The organism is Criblamydia sequanensis CRIB-18 (assembly GCF_000750955.1).
Classification (GTDB): domain Bacteria; phylum Chlamydiota; class Chlamydiia; order Chlamydiales; family Criblamydiaceae; genus Criblamydia; species Criblamydia sequanensis.
This window is the reverse complement of the sequence record NZ_CCEJ010000013.1, coordinates 21,044-38,856: the sequence shown is the minus strand read 5'-3', so window position 1 is coordinate 38,856 and position 17,813 is coordinate 21,044. Positions and strand designations below refer to the sequence as shown.

The 17,813-nt window shown below is 38.2% G+C and carries 15 protein-coding genes; 4 read left to right on the top strand and 11 right to left on the bottom strand.

Translation table 11 applies throughout. The annotated features are described in order from the left end of the window. Positions 1-3: 3 nt before the first annotated feature. The 4 genes from dapA to recD2 all read right to left on the bottom strand — a co-directional run bounded on the left by dapA (position 4) and on the right by recD2 (position 4,821). Entirely contained in the window at positions 4-906 is a 903-nt protein-coding gene (gene dapA / locus CSEC_RS11675; protein ID WP_041018668.1) for a 4-hydroxy-tetrahydrodipicolinate synthase, read from the bottom strand. Then, positions 903-1,694 (bottom strand): 4-hydroxy-tetrahydrodipicolinate reductase, encoded by a 792-nt coding sequence (gene dapB, locus CSEC_RS11670; protein ID WP_053332039.1) that lies wholly within the window; start codon positions 1,692-1,694, stop codon positions 903-905. Before dapB ends, dapA begins: the two co-directional genes overlap by 4 nt. Further along, entirely contained in the window at positions 1,646-2,593 is a 948-nt protein-coding gene (locus CSEC_RS11665) for a phospholipase D-like domain-containing protein (RefSeq protein ID WP_161780991.1), read from the bottom strand. Before CSEC_RS11665 ends, dapB begins: the two co-directional genes overlap by 49 nt. A gap of 68 nt (positions 2,594-2,661) precedes the next feature. Continuing rightward, the gene (gene recD2, locus CSEC_RS11660) at positions 2,662-4,821 is read right to left on the bottom strand and encodes an SF1B family DNA helicase RecD2 (RefSeq protein ID WP_041018666.1); all 2,160 of its coding nucleotides are present in this window, start codon (positions 4,819-4,821) and stop codon (positions 2,662-2,664) included. Positions 4,822-5,073: 252 nt separating this feature from the next. On the opposite strand from recD2, the gene CSEC_RS11655 reads away from it, so the two are divergent. The 4 genes from CSEC_RS11655 (at position 5,074) to CSEC_RS11640 (ending at position 8,254) form a co-directional block, all read left to right on the top strand. Then, entirely contained in the window at positions 5,074-5,376 is a 303-nt protein-coding gene (locus CSEC_RS11655; protein WP_041018665.1) for a hypothetical protein, read from the top strand. Positions 5,377-5,402: 26 nt separating this feature from the next. Beyond that, entirely contained in the window at positions 5,403-5,951 is a 549-nt protein-coding gene (locus CSEC_RS11650) for a type 1 glutamine amidotransferase domain-containing protein (RefSeq protein WP_041018664.1), read from the top strand. A gap of 81 nt (positions 5,952-6,032) precedes the next feature. Next, a complete protein-coding gene (dnaG, locus tag CSEC_RS11645) occupies positions 6,033-7,817 on the top strand; it encodes a DNA primase (protein WP_041018663.1) in 1,785 nt (594 codons plus the stop codon). A 14-nt stretch (positions 7,818-7,831) separates the two neighbouring features. Next, positions 7,832-8,254 (top strand): thiol-disulfide oxidoreductase DCC family protein, encoded by a 423-nt coding sequence (locus CSEC_RS11640; protein WP_041018662.1) that lies wholly within the window; start codon positions 7,832-7,834, stop codon positions 8,252-8,254. Here the strand turns inward: CSEC_RS11640 and CSEC_RS11635 are convergent. From CSEC_RS11635 to CSEC_RS11610, 7 genes are all read right to left on the bottom strand, one after another. Then, on the bottom strand, positions 8,251-10,266 hold the full coding sequence (locus CSEC_RS11635; protein ID WP_041018661.1) for a hypothetical protein: 2,016 nt from the start codon (positions 10,264-10,266) through the stop codon (positions 8,251-8,253). The genes CSEC_RS11640 and CSEC_RS11635 overlap by 4 nt on opposite strands. Before the next feature lie 178 nt (positions 10,267-10,444). Next, positions 10,445-11,476 (bottom strand): F-box protein, encoded by a 1,032-nt coding sequence (locus tag CSEC_RS11630; RefSeq protein ID WP_041018660.1) that lies wholly within the window; start codon positions 11,474-11,476, stop codon positions 10,445-10,447. 230 nt (positions 11,477-11,706) lie between these two features. Further along, on the bottom strand, positions 11,707-12,345 hold the full coding sequence (locus CSEC_RS11625) for an F-box protein (protein ID WP_041018659.1): 639 nt from the start codon (positions 12,343-12,345) through the stop codon (positions 11,707-11,709). Between the two features lie 183 nt (positions 12,346-12,528). Next, the gene (locus tag CSEC_RS13195; protein WP_154017704.1) at positions 12,529-12,693 is read right to left on the bottom strand and encodes a hypothetical protein; all 165 of its coding nucleotides are present in this window, start codon (positions 12,691-12,693) and stop codon (positions 12,529-12,531) included. Between the two features lie 113 nt (positions 12,694-12,806). Beyond that, entirely contained in the window at positions 12,807-13,250 is a 444-nt protein-coding gene (locus tag CSEC_RS11620) for an F-box protein (RefSeq protein ID WP_041018658.1), read from the bottom strand. Between the two features lie 498 nt (positions 13,251-13,748). Then, complete coding sequence (locus CSEC_RS11615; protein WP_041018657.1) at positions 13,749-14,606, bottom strand: F-box protein; 858 nt, start codon at positions 14,604-14,606, stop codon at positions 13,749-13,751. 149 nt (positions 14,607-14,755) lie between these two features. Continuing rightward, positions 14,756-17,797 (bottom strand): glycine--tRNA ligase, encoded by a 3,042-nt coding sequence (locus CSEC_RS11610; protein ID WP_041018656.1) that lies wholly within the window; start codon positions 17,795-17,797, stop codon positions 14,756-14,758. Positions 17,798-17,813: the final 16 nt, after the last annotated feature.

The window sequence follows — 17,813 nt, the reverse complement described above, 5'->3', positions numbered from 1 at the left end:
CTCTTAAATTAGACTTCTTTCTAAAAGAGTTTCATTCATGATTTGAGTGAGTTTCAAAGTTAATGCTTCGTTCATTTCAATTAAAGGCAGCCTTAGAGGACCGGCTTTTCTATTTAGAAGAGCCATGGCTTTTTTTACAGGAATCGGATTTGTGGTTAGAAACAAGGCTTGAAAAAGAGGAAAAAGCTCATAAAATTTAGTTTGAGCTTTTTGATATTCGAAATTTAAGCATTGTCTAACAAACTCTTGAAGTTCATAGGGGATGAGGTTGCTTGCGACAGAGATTACCCCATTTCCACCTAAGGAAAGAATAGGAAGGGTTAAGGTATCATCTCCTGAGAAGATAAGGATATCTTTTCTTTTTTCCCTAATTTTTCGAATCACTTCCGTAATAAAAAGAATGTTTCCTGAAGCTTCTTTTATGCCGATAATGTTTTCGTGTTCGACTAGCCTAAGATAGGTTGCAAGTTCAATATTTGTCACGCACCTTACCGGAACATTGTAGAGAATAATAGGAACCAAAGAGGCATCTGCAACTTCCAAAAAATGCTTAATGAGACCTTCTTGGGGAGGTTTATTGTAATAGGGAGCTACAACTAAAGCCGAATCGGCTCCAAGTTCGCTTGCTTTTTTCGTAGCTTTGATCGTTGCCTTGGTAGAATAGCTTCCTGTGCCGACCATCAAATGCCCGCGCCCGTTAAGCGCTTCTTTGGCTGCGGAGATGATAAGCTCTTTTTCAAACTCTTCGATGGTGGGACACTCGCCAGTCGTCCCTAAGGCGACAACGCCTTGAACCCCGCTTTCCATTTGAAAGTTGATATTCTCCTTTAATCCCTCTAAATCCAAACTCATATCGTTCTGAAAAGGAGTGATCAGGGCCGTATAAACACCATCGGTTAACTTCATTTTTTACTCTTGTTAAAAGATCCCAAAATATCATCTAATGTAAAAAATCCTTTTTTCCCTTTGAGCCAGTGAGCTGCAAATAAAGCGCCGCTTGCAAAGCCGGATCTATTTCTTGCAGAATGAGTCAGGGTAATTGTATCTGCAAAAGAATCGAATAATACGGTGTGTGTTCCTGGAATTGCGCCACTACGAAGGGAAGAAAATGAGATTTCAGCTTTTGGATCTTGAAGGGTATCTTTTTGATAGACCACTTTTGTTTTTCTATTTATGGCATTGAGGAGCGTATCGCCAATATGTTTGGCAGTTCCGGAAGGCATGTCGATTTTATCTTTATGGTGGGCTTCAAAGCCTGAAACATCATACTCGGAAAAAGGAGAAAAAAGGGTGGCTGCTTTTTTTATGATTTCAATAAAAAGGAGCACTCCTATTGAAAAATTGGGGGAATACAAAATCCCAATCTCATTTTTTTGTGCAAGATTTTTAACTTCCGGCAAATGCTTTTCAAAACCGGTAGTTCCAATCACCACATTTTTTTTTAAATGCGAGAGAATTTTAATATTGTTTAAGACAGACTCGGGTCGGGTAAAGTCAATGCATATATCAACAAAAGAAACCGCTTTCTCTATCTCCAAAGGGCTCATAGTCCTTAAATCGAGCTTCGCTTTAATTTCAACGTTATTTTTGCAAGCGATGGATTCAATTTCCTTCCCCATCTTTCCATAGCCTACAAGAGCTACTTTTAAGAGGGGTTGTTCACAAGGCTGCAATCCGAGATTATTTTTTTCCATAAATTTTTAAGATATAGATTTTCTTTGGAGGTTAATTGATTTAAAATCATAAAGGATTCGTAATTTTGATTGAAAGCAGCTTTTGTCCAATTTGTGGAGCCATGAATGAGAATGGTCTCATCAATCCAAACAAATTTATGATGAAGAAGCCCGGGCCCTCTATAAAGATAAAGGGGAATAGATTCATTTTTGATGATCTTCATAGCTTTTGAGAATTTTCCCATTGAATTGCCATCGACCGCAATTTCAACATGCACTCCTCTATTTTTAGCTTCAATAAGGCTTTCTGCAAAATCTCCTCTTGTCCAAGTATACATAGCGACTTTTATTGTTTTTTTTGCAGTTGCCAATAGCTGCTTTACCTTATCGACGGATTGCTTGGCTTTTGGAAGCATCCATAGTTCAAAATTTAAAGGACTCTCTTCCCTATAGGTCGGACAAAAAGGTGTGCTTGAAAACTGGCATTCCAAGCAATTTTTAAGAAAATGGGCCGCTTTTTCTGAAGTTAAGCCGGCCACAAGATTTCCATGGAGCGAAAGTGAGGACCAGGTCAAATTTGCGGAGCCAAAATAGATCGTTTTGTCATCAATAATCATAATTTTTTGATGCATCAAACCTTTGCCGAAAAAGGGGATTAAACGTACTTTCGGATGGAAGTTTGAAGGAAAGTTTCCCTTAGCTTTGGCATCGTAATAGATTGTAATTTTCTTTTGCTTTTCAGCTTGTTTATTTAAAGCATTGATAATAAGAGAGTCATTGATGTTATAGATAGAAATAAGGATAGAGTTCTTAGCAGATTCAATGGCGCTTTTAAAAGTTCGTCTTAAATCATCCCCATTTTCTTGAGCATAAAAAACAAGTTCATCCGTTTCAGTTGGGAGAGCCGTTTTTAAAGACAAATTCCCATAAAAAGAAAGGAGGCAAAAAAAAGATAGGTAGAGGAATAAATAAAAAAGTTTAAAGTTCATTAAATATTCATAAGAGCCTGTTTTAAACCCGTGTATCTTCTTTTGACTTCATCATTTTTAGCAGCTATGGCAAGAGCTTTTTTATGTCCGACTAAAACAACCATTTTTTTTCCTCTTGTCACAGCTGTGTAGAGAAGATTCCTCTGCAGCATTTTAAAGTGGCTTGTGTGAATTGGAAAAATAATGCAAGGCGCTTCACTTCCCTGGTATTTATGGACAGACACGGCATAAGCTAAGACAAGCTCATCCATTTCTGAAAATTCATAGCAAACATCGAGCGAATCAAAAGAAACTGTAAGCTCCTGTTCGCCATAATTTATGAATTTAATAAACCCTATGTCGCCATTGTAAACTTGCTTTTTATAGTTATTGCGAATTTGCATGACTTTATCATTTTCTTTAAAAATCTGACCAAAGCGGGAGAGCCCTTCTTCTTTTGGATTTAGCTCTTTTTGAAGCTCGCGATTTAAATTTTCAATCCCGATGACTCCTTTTCTCATCGGAGCGATCACTTGGATGTCTTTTTTAGGGTCGAAACCATATTTGGATGAAAGCCTTGTGGCAGCTAGGGAAAGGACTTCTTTTAATACAAGTTCAGGCTCTTTTGCTTCCAAAAAGAAAAAGTCGCTTTGAGGGTCATTACGAAGGTCTGGAAATTGCCCAAGATTGATTCTATGGGCATTAGTGATGATCTTGGAGCCTTGGGCTTGGCGAAATATTTCCTTTAGCTCTTTTACTGCAATTTGTCTAGAGGCAATGAGATCCTTTAAAACATTTCCTGCACCGACACTCGGCAGCTGATGTATATCGCCAACAAAAATCACTCTAGCATGATCGGGGACGGCTCTTAATAGCTGATACATTAAAAGCGTATCGATCATGCTGGCTTCATCGATAATGATAAGATCGCAATCGATTGGATTTTCCCGATTTTTTTTAAAGCCGCCTTTTGTGAAGTCATATTCTAAAAGGGAGTGAATGGTCGACGCTTTCTTTTTAGTTATTTCACTCATTCTTTTAGCCGCTCTTCCGGTTGGTGCCGCTAAGACGATTTTATTTGTTAAGACCTCGCTAATTGAAATGACGGCATTAGTGATGGTGCTTTTGCCGGTTCCAGGCCCCCCTGTTATGATGAGAGCTTTTTTTGAGACAGCTTCCTTTACGGCAAGTTCCTGCTTTTCGGCAAGTTTAATAGATAACTTATTTTGAACCCATTCTAGAGCCTTTTTTAGATCAATTTTTCTAAGGCGGCTCTCGCTTGCTGTCAGTCTTTTCAATTCTTTGGCAATCCCCATCTCGCTTAAAAATAAGGGCCTTGTCCAAATAAAAGGGAGAAGGGCTCCTTCGTAAACCAAATTATTTTGAATGAGGGTGCCTTCTTTGAGAAGGTTTTCCAAATTTCTCTTAAGAAAATCCGTTTCAAGGGCGAGCTCTTCTTTTGCTTTTTCCAAAAGCTCGCTTTCCGGCAAACAAGTGTGGCCTTCTTCAGACAAGGTGAAAAGAATATGCTGAAGACCTGATTCCACTCTTAACGGAGAGTCGTGAGGGTAACCCATTTTACTTGCAATCGTATCAGCGGTTTTAAAGCCAATCCCATGAACTTCTTTCGCAAGTAAGTAAGGGTTTTCTTTTATCTTGAAAACCGCTTGTTCGCCATAGAGCTTAAATATTCTTGAAGCGGAGCCCGGACTAATGTCATAAGTCCTTAGAAAAATCATCAAATTGCGGATTGATTTTTGAGCTTGCCAGGACTCTTTGATAGCTTCCAAGCGCTTTTTGCCAAGGCCTTCTATCGTTAGAAGTTTGTCTGGAGTTTTTTCAATAACGACTAGTGTCTCATCTCCAAAGGCTTGAACGATTCGCTCAGCATAAATAGGGCCAATTCCTTTGATAAGGCCCGACCCTAAATACTTTCTTATGCCTTCAATTTCAACCGGCATTTCGATTGAAAACCGTTCTGCTGAAAACTGCTTGCCATGGATCAAATGCTGTTTCCAAACACCAAAAAGTCTTATCGTTTCTCCAATCTGAATACCTGGAAAAGTGCCAATAACTGTCACTAAGTCTTTGATGGACTTGATTTTAATTTTTATGACCGCATAGCCCGTTTCTTCATTTTGAAAAGTGATACGCTCGATTAAACCGACTATTTCTTCCATAAAGTAGATACATGATAACGAATGAGATTCATTCGTTCCTTGTTTTAAAAGACTTAAAACTTGGGTTTAAGTTAAATTTTTGAAGTTTCATGGGTATAAAACTAGCATGGCCTGTGGAATAATATCCAAAAAATTCTTAAGTCGACTTGCGGTTTATCAAAAAATTTTTAATTATAAAATTTAGACATGGTTATGCTTTTTACCCCTTATTCTAAGGTTCGTAGGGTGTAACTCATCTATAGAGAGGGATTTATGGTTAAAGGAATAGCCTTTTTTTCAACTTTTGTTTTTCTATTATTATCTTCAATACAAGCCAACTCCTATGAAAGAACAAGCTGCGATGCCGGAAGATGTTGTTCATGCACCCAAAACTATTACAGAAAGGGCATCCCCTACGGAGCCTATAAGCATCGCTACTATTATCCTTGCTGCTCGGTTTTCGTAAATAGCCGCGTATTTGCGCTTCCCGATGATGATGATGAAGTCGATTGGGCAGGAAGAAGAGACGATGACTTTGTCGATGCCTTAACAAAACCCTACTACCGGGTAAAATAAATAAAATTAAGCAGGGAGGCTTTTTTATGGAACTTTCAGGGAATCGAATTCTTATCTTTGCAGCAGATACTTTTGAAGATATGGAACTTCATTATCCAAAAATTCGTTTAAAAGAAGCCGGAGCCGAAGTTCTTGTGGCAGGTCCGGCTTCAAAAACTGTCTATACCGGCAAACACGGCGTTCCGGTAAAGTCGGATCTTGGCTTTAATGAGGTTAATGTCGATCAGTTTCAAGCGTTAATAATCCCGGGAGGCTATGCTCCGGATAAGCTTCGGGTGGATAAAAAAGTTCTTGAAATTACAAAAAAGTTTTACGACCAGGGAAAGCTTATTGCCTTTATTTGCCATGCCGGCTGGGTGCCCATTTCAGCAAAAGTCATCAATGGAGTCAGGTGCACTTCCGTAAATGCAATCAAAGACGATTTGATTAATGCCGGGGCAAATTGGGTGGATGAACCTGTAGTTGTCGATCAAAATTTTATTTCAAGTCGAGACCCCAATGACTTACCTCAATTTTGCCCTGCAATCATTAAATTTCTGCAAAAAAATAAGAAAAGCCAGTATGCTCTTACCTAAAATATGAACTTAAAAGCTTCGCAAGATAAGTTAAAAAATTCTCTTGGTGATAGACTTAAAACTTGGGTTTAAAGAAACGTCATGGTCGTTTTTACAAAAGAGAGTTTGGATACCTTAAGACAAAGAGTAGACCTTGTAGATTTTCTGTCGGCTCGAATGGAGCTTAAAAGATCGGGGGCTTCTTATAAGGGCCTTTGTCCTTTTCATGATGAAAAAACGCCTTCTTTCATTGTTCAAAAAGGGGACCGCCACTACCATTGCTTTGGTTGCGGCGCTCATGGCGATGCCATCCACTATCTGATTACCCGAGAGGGGATGACTTTTAAAGAAGCCGTTGAAACCCTTGCTGAAAGGTTTTCTGTGCCCCTTGAGCTCTCTCTTGAGCTTGAAAAAAATGATCAAGTACCCCTCATAAAAGCAGCCCTTGATAAAGCCTCTCTTTTTTTTCAGTTTTTCCTCTTAAGGACAGAAGAGGGAAGAGAAGCTCTTTCCTATCTTATTACAAGGGGATTGACCCTTGAGTTCATTAAGCGCTTTCGGCTCGGCTTGGCTCCAAAAGCTATGGGGTTATTCAGAAAATTCATGCACGAGAATAACTTTAGTGATGATATCCTCGTTGAAAGCGGTCTTTTAACCAAGACAGATGAGGGGAAGCTTCGCGAATTCTTTAATGAGAGAATCACATTCCCAATCCATCATGCATCGGGTGCCATCATTGGTTTTTCCGCCCGTAAAATTAAAGAAAGCGTTTTTGGAGGGAAGTATGTAAACACGAGGGAAACCCCTGTTTTTAAAAAATCAAGGACCCTTTTCGGCTTAAATTATTCAAGAAAGCGAATAGCTAAGGAAAGGCGTGTGATTATAGTCGAAGGGCAAATCGATGCTTTAAGGCTTATTGAAGGAGGCTTTGACTTGACTGTTGCAGCACAAGGCACAGCCTTTGGAGAAGGGCATCTTGAAGAGCTTTTGCGGCTTGGGGTTCAAACTGCCTATCTTGTTTTAGATGGGGACAAAGCCGGAAAGGAAGCGGCCTGTAAAATTGGAGAGCTTTTCTTAAAAGAAGGAGTGGAAGCAAGGGTTGTTGCTTTACCTGAAAAAGAAGATCCCGACAGCTTTTTAAAAAATAAAGGGTTTGAAGCTTTTGAAGAGCTTTTGAAAGGGGCCAGTGAGTATATAGAATTTCTTTTCCATTATCGCTCGGCGTTAAGAGATATGAATTCCCCGGCTATTAAAACGCAAGTCATCTCAGAAATTAGAGGGCAAGTCAGGGAATGGAAGAGCGAGGTCTTAGTTCATGAGAGTTTAAAAAAACTTGCTAAGCTAGCAAATTTGCCCGAGAGCACGCTTCTTTCAGCGATGTCGATAAAACCCCCTGAATTTATTAAAAGGGAAGCTTTCACATCCTATAAGCCTCTTGACCCCCATAAAATCCTCGAATCGGATTTCTTAAGATGGCTGATTTTAGCAAGCAGTGAAAAAAAGCGGTTTATGAGTTGGGCTAAGAATAATATTTTACCGGATTACTTTCACACCGAGATTTGCAAAGCGCTTTATCAAGAAATCCTTGCTGCCCATTTTAACGGTACTCATTTTGATTGGATCGAAGCGATTGCCAATGAAGAAACAGAAGATCACCAAAGGCTTCTTCAAGAAATACTTGAAAAAAAGGTTGACCGCTCAAAAGCTGAGGAGCACTTTAAAGAGACGATGTCTAAAATCATGCTTCGAAATTGGATGGAAAAAAGAGAAGCGATTAAAATAAAGATACAGAGCGGGCTTTTAACAGAAGAAGAAGCTTTTTCTTTAGCGAAAGAATTTGATGACTTAAGAAAAACCCCGCCGCAATTAAATTTGACCCTTGGATAAAAGGTTTATAAGTTATGGCAGACAGTCCCATGAAACATCTTGTTTTTTATGATGGCGAGTGCGGTTTTTGCGATCAGGTCGTTCAGTTTCTCTTGAAAGCCGATAAAAAAAGGGTTTTTATCTTTGCTCCCCTGCAAGGAAAACATGCAGCCTTGGCTCTACAAGATCTTCCGGACGAGGTAAAGCAAGCCGACAGTATTATTCTAATCGAAGATTATCAAGGGGAGAATCCAAAAGTTTATCTTTTTGGAAAAGCTGTCTTTCGTATTTTTTGGTTGCTTGGAGGGGGTTATAAAGCTCTTGGGGTTTTTTATTTCTTGCCTGCCTGGCTCTATAATTTCGGTTATCGATTCATTGCTAAACACAGAAAAAAAATCTTTAAACCAACCGCTTGTGTAATTCCAAATCTCAAAGATCGCGATAGATTCTTAGATTAGTGTTTAACTGTAATGTGAGGCGCTTTTTTCTTTCCGGATATAGCCACAATGCCTTGTTTTAAGCTGTAGAGGGCGCGATTTGGCAGAGTTACTTTCGGAAAAAAGAGTAAACAGCATTTTAACACAGTATCCCCTGTATTATCTTCGACCGCTTGGACACTCGGGCTATCTTTCGCAACCATTTCCTGGGCTTCTTTTTTTAGAAAGCGTTTCTTTATCTTGGGAGAAAGCGATTTTGATTCATTCACACGCTCTGATAATAAATCATGGATCACAGTTGCCGCAACAAGCCCCGTCCTGTCTTTGGCGCTTAAGCAGTTTAGAGAAAGGATGTTGTTGATTTTTAGCAGGTTAAATGTGATTTCTCCCGCATCCTGATGTCGAAGCTTCTTCCTTGATAAAACCGTTTTTATTGTCTCTAAATGCTTAAAATAGTTTTCAGGTTTTTTTTGCATCATTTTAAAGTGTGCTTCGAGGTCTTTCAATCCTTGATCGTTAATCTTTCTTTGAAGAGGATTATTAATCACGGATCTTTGAACGCTAACATTAAAAAAGGCCGGGTTTAATTGAAGGGATGCAGGCGCTTTTTTTGAATCTAATAACGTTTTCGGTAAATGGATATTCCCTTCCTTATCAATAAAGGGACCATTAATATCTTCAAAGTGGATGGTTTTACCCTTGAACTCTTGGAAGATGGCTTGCATGTCAAGCATTTCATTTTCTTCATCGTGCATCCATCCGCTTTTGTCATGAATTTTCAAATCCTTATTTAAAAGACTTAAGTGAGCGAATAAAAAGGGATCTCCGGTATTAAGAGAACTTATGGTGTGGCGGTGCTCTTTAATTTGACTTGATAAAAGGATGAGAAACTGGTCTTGAAGAATATTCCTTCGTTTTTCCAGGGTCTTCGGGATATTGCTAAGCTCTTTTTGAGCATAATCAAGAGAGCCTATTTGATGCTTTAGAACTTTTATAGATAATCCGGCCCGGTGTATATTTTTCTGAAGGGAAATGATTTTTTCCCCAAGCTTTTCCTGTTTTTTGCCTTCAGTTAGGGATTCATATTCTTTCAAAGCTTCTTTCTGACGATCTAAAAGCTTCTCATAACTTTTTTCTAATTTTGCTAACTTTTCGTTTAAAGGTTGTTTTCTAATGGCTAAATCAGCGATACGAGCGTTTAATTCCTCCGTTTTTTTTCCCTCTTTAAACTCTTTTAACTCTTCTAAATTAGTCCAACCGTTTGATAAATCAGTGATGACCCCGATCCTAAAAAAACCGGTCCGATTAGAACTTTCATCATCATAGCTATGAAAACGTAAATTGATGGGGGTTGAAAGGTAAAGGTCCATGACTTCTTCATAGCTTTTATCGGGATGGGCAGCTAAAAGATCGCGAAAGTAATTAGAGCTGCTCCAATCTATCCCAACTTCTACAAGCTCTTTAGCATTAGCAAGAGCCTTACTGTGATAGGCTATCAAAGATTGAACTTTTTCATCATTGGATGATAGGCGTCCATGAGCTATCTCATCTGACAAGTGAGCAAGTGTTGCTTCATGACTGTTTATAATAAGAGGAATGGGAGATTGTCTGACAATAGATTCAGTGCCAAAGAAATGATCCTCATCTAGAAGAAAAGATTTTTCAATAAGTTTGCCTTTAAGAGCTTCTTTTTCTTTCTGTTCGTCATTTGCAGGCTCAGCAAGACCTTTTAAGCCAATTTGTTCAACTGACTTTCTAGCTTCGGCATCTTTTCCGCTTTTAGCGATTTTTTCAATTCGCCCTTCTTCTCTTTTATAAAGGCTTAAATATCTCAAACCCCAAGCAAAACTTTCAGAAGCTTTAGTAGAAAGGCGCGCTTTTTGTTCTTTAAAGAAAGAGGCCACTTTTAATGACGCAGTTTGAAGGGGAGTTTTAGGTAATTCTTGAAGGAGAGGTTCATTTTCCTTAAGGAGAGGTTCGTTTTCTTCTCTAGGGGCGGAGGCTTTTATTCCGGAAGGATCAAAAGTTTCCATAATTTACCAATATTTAACTATTATACCTTTTATTATAAAGGTTTTTAGTTAAATTATTAATTTAACAATTGTAAATTTTAGTTTAACACGTTTACCATGTCTTAATAATAAACATTACAAGATTGTGTTAAGATTTGGTATGGGCATGAAAGGGTTTTCCTCTCATGCCTAAAGTTTTTTAGAAGCGTTTGACAGCGGGTCTGAATTGGTCAGTAATTGGGTCATGGATACTTTCAGCGTAGGAAATAACACCGTCGTTGCAGCAAGCAATAGCGCCTTTCTCAAAAGGATAGGTTCCGGACTTTGCATATCCAGCAAGAGATGCAAGATAGACCTCTATAACATCAGGAACTTCATAACCAAGATCTGTCAAAGTTTTATCATTAAAAATAAGCTCTACTTTTAGCGGATCGGATTTTCCTATGGATACAGGAGCTATGCCGTTATACATTAGGATCCATTGGCTACTACATGCGCCGGCAGGATTTTTTGGATTGGCTCTAAGAAAAGGAAAGCTTTTTGATCTTGCAAGCTTTTGTGCTTCATAGAAGGGAAGAGACTGACCGTTAGTTTTAGGAACAAGATAAATAGTATGCGTTTCGTAAACTTTCCTTCCGTCTCCTGAAAATGGGCAGACTTTATTAAGTTCTCGTATTAGCTCGTTTGTTAATCGTGGGGTGGCATCAACCTCTAGCCCAAAATCCTCATTCCAATTCTTAGATTCATAGAGGTTTTTAGGGGCAACTCCTAAATCTTGAAGAAGAGTCGCATCATAGGCTGTGTCATGCCAATCTTTGCAAACTCTAGAGCAGGCTTGCAAATTTGGGCGGTCAAAATAGCCCAAAATTTTATAAAGAATTTCTTGAGGTAGATGACCCATTAATTTCATAGACCCGGTATTATCCGGCTTATCTGAAAGCTCTCGGATGGCGTAGTGATTAACGACTTTTTGGCTTCCCATAAGCTTTCGAAAAGACTTATGAATGAGAGCAAGCCCAAGAGAAGAAAGCAACGCTAAGGCAATAAGCATTTTCTCAAAGAAAGTCGTCGATCTTTCCTTTTTGGCGACGATTCGATATTGATTTCCTTTATGGTCGGCTTTTAGGGCGTTCCCCTTGGCATCAACTAGACTTCCCAAACTTTTACACGAAACAGCGTCTCTCAAATGACTAACGTCAGTGATATTATTTATTACTGTAATGGATGGCATAATTATCCTAATTTTAAATTTTTAAATTAAAAAAGTAAGATAGTAACAAATAATCGGTTTTAATAAAAATGATTATGTGTAAAGGTTTTGTTAAGAAAATGAATATCTAATGGGAAACCAAGACTATAAATGTGATTGTTCTGAAAAAATTTTTCTTTTGGACACATCAAGACTCTAAAAGGAAAACTTCTTAGAGTCTTGATAATAGAGCAATTTTTCCCTGGGAAAGCTTACAGACGACCCGGCTCTAACCCTCTGTCATAGAGATCAAATATTAAATTTGGGTTATATTGTTCAGCTGCCTGCATAATTTTATCGTGAAGAGGTCCTGGCCAATTTTTAAAATCTATTTTTAATTCCGCTATAATATTCAGGGGGGTTCGGGGGGTTCTTGTTTGAGGGGAGTTCTTAATTGAGTTTGAGAGGATATTTGCTAAAGCAGAGGGGGGTAAATTTAAAACAAGGTCGTCAACAACATTCATAATTTCCGGCTTTTCTAAAATGATATTACCCATGAATTCTCGGAAATCAACCTCTTGAATAAGATTAGAAAGGAATTCATCTGTTCGCTTCTTTTGTTCGAAAATATTAGATGAAGCCTCTTTTTTAAGCTCAGGGTAATGGGAACTAAAAAATTGACAATAGGCGCGGTAAGTTTGAAGAAGTCGGTCTTTTTTAGAGGATCCGGGTTGGAAAGAAGGCATAACTTTATCGCTTTTCCAAAATAAATCGTCCTCCAAAAGCCCGTTAAAATGTTTGGAAGTTGCTCCAAGAATGGCGAGGTCTCTTTTTTTGAGCTTGGAACAAATTCCTGTTTGCACTTCTATCGGCAGGGATTGCAGGTGCGAAATATGAGATAAATTATTCATAATAAACCTTTTAAATTGATTAATTTTTATTTTACATAAATAAAAAATTAGTAAAATTAAATTAAAATTTTAACATAAAGTTTATTTTAAATCAAGTATGAATTTATTATTAAACTCATGCTTTCAAATTAACTATTCACCTCTAATTTTACCGATAAATTAGGCTTTTGGCATTTAATTTAGTTAACAATTCATCGCCTCAGTGAGGATTGGAATTAACTCAGGACTCCATCTGGCGGCTAACAAACAGTTATCATCAGGTTTTATGCCTTCTTCGAGAAGAAATGGGACTAATTCCGGATTAGCCTTACTATTTCCAATTGCCTGTTTTAAAAACCAGAGTTGCATTTTCAAATCGAATTCCCTAAAATTAATATTCAATTTTTTTACTACAGAAATAAACGTATTTGGAGCGCTAGTAATCGAAGCATGCAAGATGTCTATTGTTAATTCCTGATTACCTAATGAGGATTAAAATCCGAGAAAACATCCACAACAAAGTTTATGAGTTCTTTTTTATGGTAAAAAATATTTAGGAATAGAGTAGCTGTCTCTGTGTGAGATCTATCTTTAAAAGACTTTTTTAGAACCTCATCGGTTTGCTTTTTCTTCTGGAATGCATTAAGAGAGGGCCCTTCTTTTAGCTCAGGAAATATTTCAGAAAAATAATTGCAATAGTCGCGATAGTTTTTCAATAAGCTATCCTTAGCAGAGAGAGTCGGGTACAATTGAGCGCTGAGCGGGGTGTTCTCTTTCCAAAATAGGTCGTCTTTTAAAAGCTCTTTAAAGTGTTTGCAAGTTAACTCCATGATTGCAAGGTCTATGTCCTTAAGGTACGAACAAATGGCCACTTGTAATTCTAGCGGTAAGCTTTGAAGAGGTGAAGCTTCATGTATGCTATTCATTTTAAAATCCTATTTTTAATTAAAAAATTAACGTAATTCTAGTAATTACTCTCATTTTTGAAAAGTGAATCGTAAATTTGTTTTCATGCTCTAATTAATTATTCTGCTTTAATGTTACCAAATATTAAAATAAGTAAAACTTCAGGTGATTATACTAATTAAAACGATCTTTTATTACTAAAAGAAAAGTTTTACTATTAATGGTATTTAATATTATGTTTGTGATCATAGAAAATGAAGCATGAATTTATTAATAATCCAGCTTCCAGGAAGACTTATAAAGCGGCGATTCGCTCTAATTTTTGAGTCATCCGAAAGAATCTTAACGTCAAATAGTTGGGTAAGATGCGGCTCTTATATCTGAAATCAGAAGATAGGTTTGTTCATAAGCATGCTTTCAAGAAGGTACGTAAACGGCTTTTAAGATTTATTCCAAATGATGGTGGAGCTCTTTTTCGAGCATGCTCTAAAAGCTGGGACTCAGAGAAATTTTGGAATTTAAGCGGTGGCTGATGTAAGGGTCTCTTCGATAAGGTTTGAATCGACGCCTTGAGCTAATAAGAGGTTTGAAATGATTTCTATATATTCTTCCGAATGCTGAGCTATAGCTATTAATACCCATATATTGGGAACAGCTCCGGCTTTAAGTAAGCTTGGAATTAAAGAGGGGTTATATTTGGCAGCAGTAGTGAGCGCCGTCCAGTCAGGCTTAGCTTCTTGCTGAATAAAAAACTCTAGTAAAGAAGGAGCATACCGGACTGCTTCTGTCAATAAATTCATTTTACAATCCGGTGTAAATTCTTTAATAATAAGATTCATTTTCTTAATAAGATTCAAAGATTGATGTGGGCAATTTCTTACAGACTTAAGAATTATATAAGATTTTAAAGTATCAATTTCGGGGGAATGAACATCAGATAGGACATTCGCAACCAAATTTATAAGCTCCGGCTTCTCATCTATCAAGTTACTAACTAGTTTAATCGCTCGTTGGTGATTTTTTTTAATTTGGCTGTTAAAAATGTTCTTAAGAAACTCATCAGTTCGGTTTTTTTGTTCGAAAACAGTAGGTAACGCTTGTTCTTTTAGAGCTGGATATTTTGAAGCAAAATATTGACAGTAACTTTGATAGTAATTCAAAACTTGTGTCTTCTTCGATAAATTTTGAGTTTGGGTTTGAGAGGCTTTAGGTAACTTGTTTTCCCAAATAAAATTCTCTAAAAAACTATTAAATTGGTTACAAGTAAGCCCCATAATAGATAAATCAACCTCGCTTAGCTTTTTAAAAATGTGAACTTGTAGCTCAGCTGGCATATTCTGAAGCGCAGGAGTAGAGAGATTAACCGGATTATTCATAGAAATCCTTTTTTCCCTTTTTAAAGCGATTAACTTAAAATAATTCTACAGACTACTCAAAAGTTAAATTTAAACATTGTAATGTTAAGATTTTATAAATGGCAGATAGGAGCATGAATTAATAAAATAAATTCATGCTCTTAGTTAATTTATTCGACCCGAATTTTACCGAAGTCTAGAAGAAGGAAGAATCGATCAAAGACTCTTTTTAGAAGGGCAATTCGATTTGCTCTAATTTTTGAGTCATCCGAAAGAATCTTAACTTCATCAAATAGTTTGGCAAGGTGCGGCTGAATATCTGAAATTAGAAGATAAGCTTGGTCATAAGCATGCCTTTCAAGAGCCTCCGTGAAAGGTTTTTCAGAGAGCGCCAAGTGGTGGTGGAGCTCTTTCTCCGCATGTTCTACAAGCAGGGACTCAGAGAAATTTTGGAAGTTTTCTTTTCCAATCTGTCCTTTAGCTCTTCTATAAACTTCATAGAGCTTGGTAAACTTATCTTCTTGCGCCCTAAAGGAGTGGAGAGCCTTTACCTTGCAAAATGTGTCAAAAATGTCATCGATACCGCCCGATAGGGAAGCTTCCACTTCATCTTTACTTACATCATAATCGAGAAAAACAGTCTTAACACGAGCCACAAAAAACTCTTCAAGCTCTTTTAAACTTTCTTCCTTTCCTTTGTAAATCGATTGAGGAAAATGTTTCATGATCCCTTCTAAAACAGTTTTCAGAGGTAGATTAAATTGATTGTCGATAATGATTTTGATGATGCCGAAGGCTTGTCTTCTAAGGGCATACGGGTCGCTTGATGAGGTGGCTTTTATGCCTATCAGAGAGAAACCAACCAAATTGTCAAACTTTTCAGCAAGGCTTAAAAGAATACCTGTTTCAGTCTTGGGAAGCTCCCCGCCTTCGCCTCTTGGACGCCAGTGCTCTTCAATGCTGTCAGCAACTTCCGGATCTTCTTTATGGGCGAGAGCATAATAGCGTCCCATGTACCCTTGCAGCTCAGGAAATTCATAAATCATTTTTGATGGGATATCGCATTTAGAAAGGGTAGCGGCTCTCTCTATTTTTTCAGGAGTGCTGATTTTAAGTAATTTTTGTAAAAGTTTCCCATGCTTAATGAGCCTTTCGGTTTTGTCGTAAACTGTCCCTAGGTCTTTTTGGAAAGTAATGCTCTTAAGCTTTTCAATAAAAGAGTCTAAAGAAACTTTGACATCAAGGTCATAAAGGGCAAGGCCGTCCGCCAATCTTGGAGATAAGGCCCTTTCATTCCCTTCCTTAATTTTTGGGGAAGGTTTTGTGTTCGCCGTAATGACGAATTGATTTTTTAAAGTGCCATCAGGTTTTTCCATCGGAAAGTACTTTTGATGCTCCACCATTTCTGAAATAAGAACTTCTTTCGGAACTTTGAGAAAGTTAGCATCAAAGCTTCCAACAATAAGCTCAGGCCATTCTGTCAGATTTGCCACTTCCTCCAAGACTTTTTCACGGGCTAGGATTTGACAGGTATGAGACTTCTCTAACTCGTCTAATTTTTTCTCGATCACACTCTTTCTTTCAGTTATGTCCGGAATTACTTTATGATTCTTGAGCAGATGGAAATAATCTTGGGCTTTTAGAAGGGCAAAGTCCCAAGGGCAAAGCTGGCTATGTCCAAAAGAGTTTCTTGAAGCTGTAATATTGCCGATTTGAAAGGGGATCACGTGCTTGCCGAATAGAGCGACTATCCAGCGAAGAGGCCTTGCGTAGGCAATGTCTAGATCCGACCAGCGCATTTTCTTCGGGAAGTCAACATTTAAAATAAGGTCGGGCAGATGCTCAAAAAGGATGAGAGCGGTAGATCTTCCCTCGGTTTTAAGGTTGGCAAAAAGATAATCCTTGCCGCTTTGTTCTCTAATTGAAAGATCTTTCTCCTTGCCCTCTTTAATGTCAGAAAGATGGGCAGGTTCCTTTTTGATTGAGCGGAAAAAACCAAGCCCTGCGGGAGTTAACTGACCCTTTTCGTTAAAAGCTACCTCAACTGCCGGCCCGCGCCTTTCCTCTTCCTGAGAAGGCTTTGCCATAGCAAGGCCTTTCACAACAGCTGTAATTCTTCTTGGAGTTCCATACATCTCGATTTCATCAAAAGGAATCGATTCTTTTGTTAAGAGATTTCTTATTAATCGCTCTAAATTGATGCAGCCTGTTGTTACAAAAGAAGCAGGCAGCTCTTCAGAGCCTATTTCAAGAAGAAAATCTTCTTTTTTAGTGGGCTTAGCCTCAATTAATTCATCATCCAAGTCTTGAAAAGTGGTTCTCTCTATAGGGGGTTCGACTCCATTTTTAATAAGGGGGAACCCTTGCTCTTCCCGGCTTTTTACATAAGCTTTCGCAACTTCGCAAGCAAGAGAGCGAACTCTTGCTATATAGCCTGTCCGTTCGGTGACTGAAATCACTCCTCTTGCATCCAACATATTAAAGGCATGCGAGGCTTTCATAACGAAATCATAAGCTGGGATAACAAGGCCGTGTTTTAAACAATTCTTACTCTCTTTTTCATAATCTTCAAAATGTTTAAACCACATCTCATTCGAGGAGGCTTCAAAGTTATAAGTTGTCCATTCGACTTCATTGCGAAAATAGATATCGCCGTAGGTTAAAGTGTCATTCCACTTGATATCGAAGATGCTGTCGACTTTTTGAATATAGAGGGCAAGTCTTTCAAGACCATAAGTGATCTCACCTGTTACAGGCTTTAAAGATAAGCCGCCGCAGTTTTGAAAATAGGTGAATTGAGTTACCTCCATCCCGTCCATCCAAACTTCCCAGCCAAGACCTGAAGCGCCAAGGGTGGGGGATTCCCAGTCATCATGAACAAAACGTATGTCATGTTCTTTTAGATCAAACCCGATAGCTTCAAGAGATTGCAAGTAGAGCTCTTGCAAATTTTGCGGAGAGGGCTTCATCATGACCTGATATTGAAAATAGTGCTGCACACGGTTTGGATTTGTGCCGTAGCGGCCGTCTGTTGGTCTTCTTGAAGGTTCAACATAAGCTGCTGAATAAGGTTCCGGCCCAAGACAGCGTAAAAAAGTGGCCGGGTTAAAAGTTCCGGCACCCACTTCAAGGTCATAGCCTTGCTGGATGGCGACACCTTTTTTAATCCAAAAATTATTAAGGCGCTGGATAAGTTCTTGAAAAGTGATCATGGTATGGGGTCTCTTT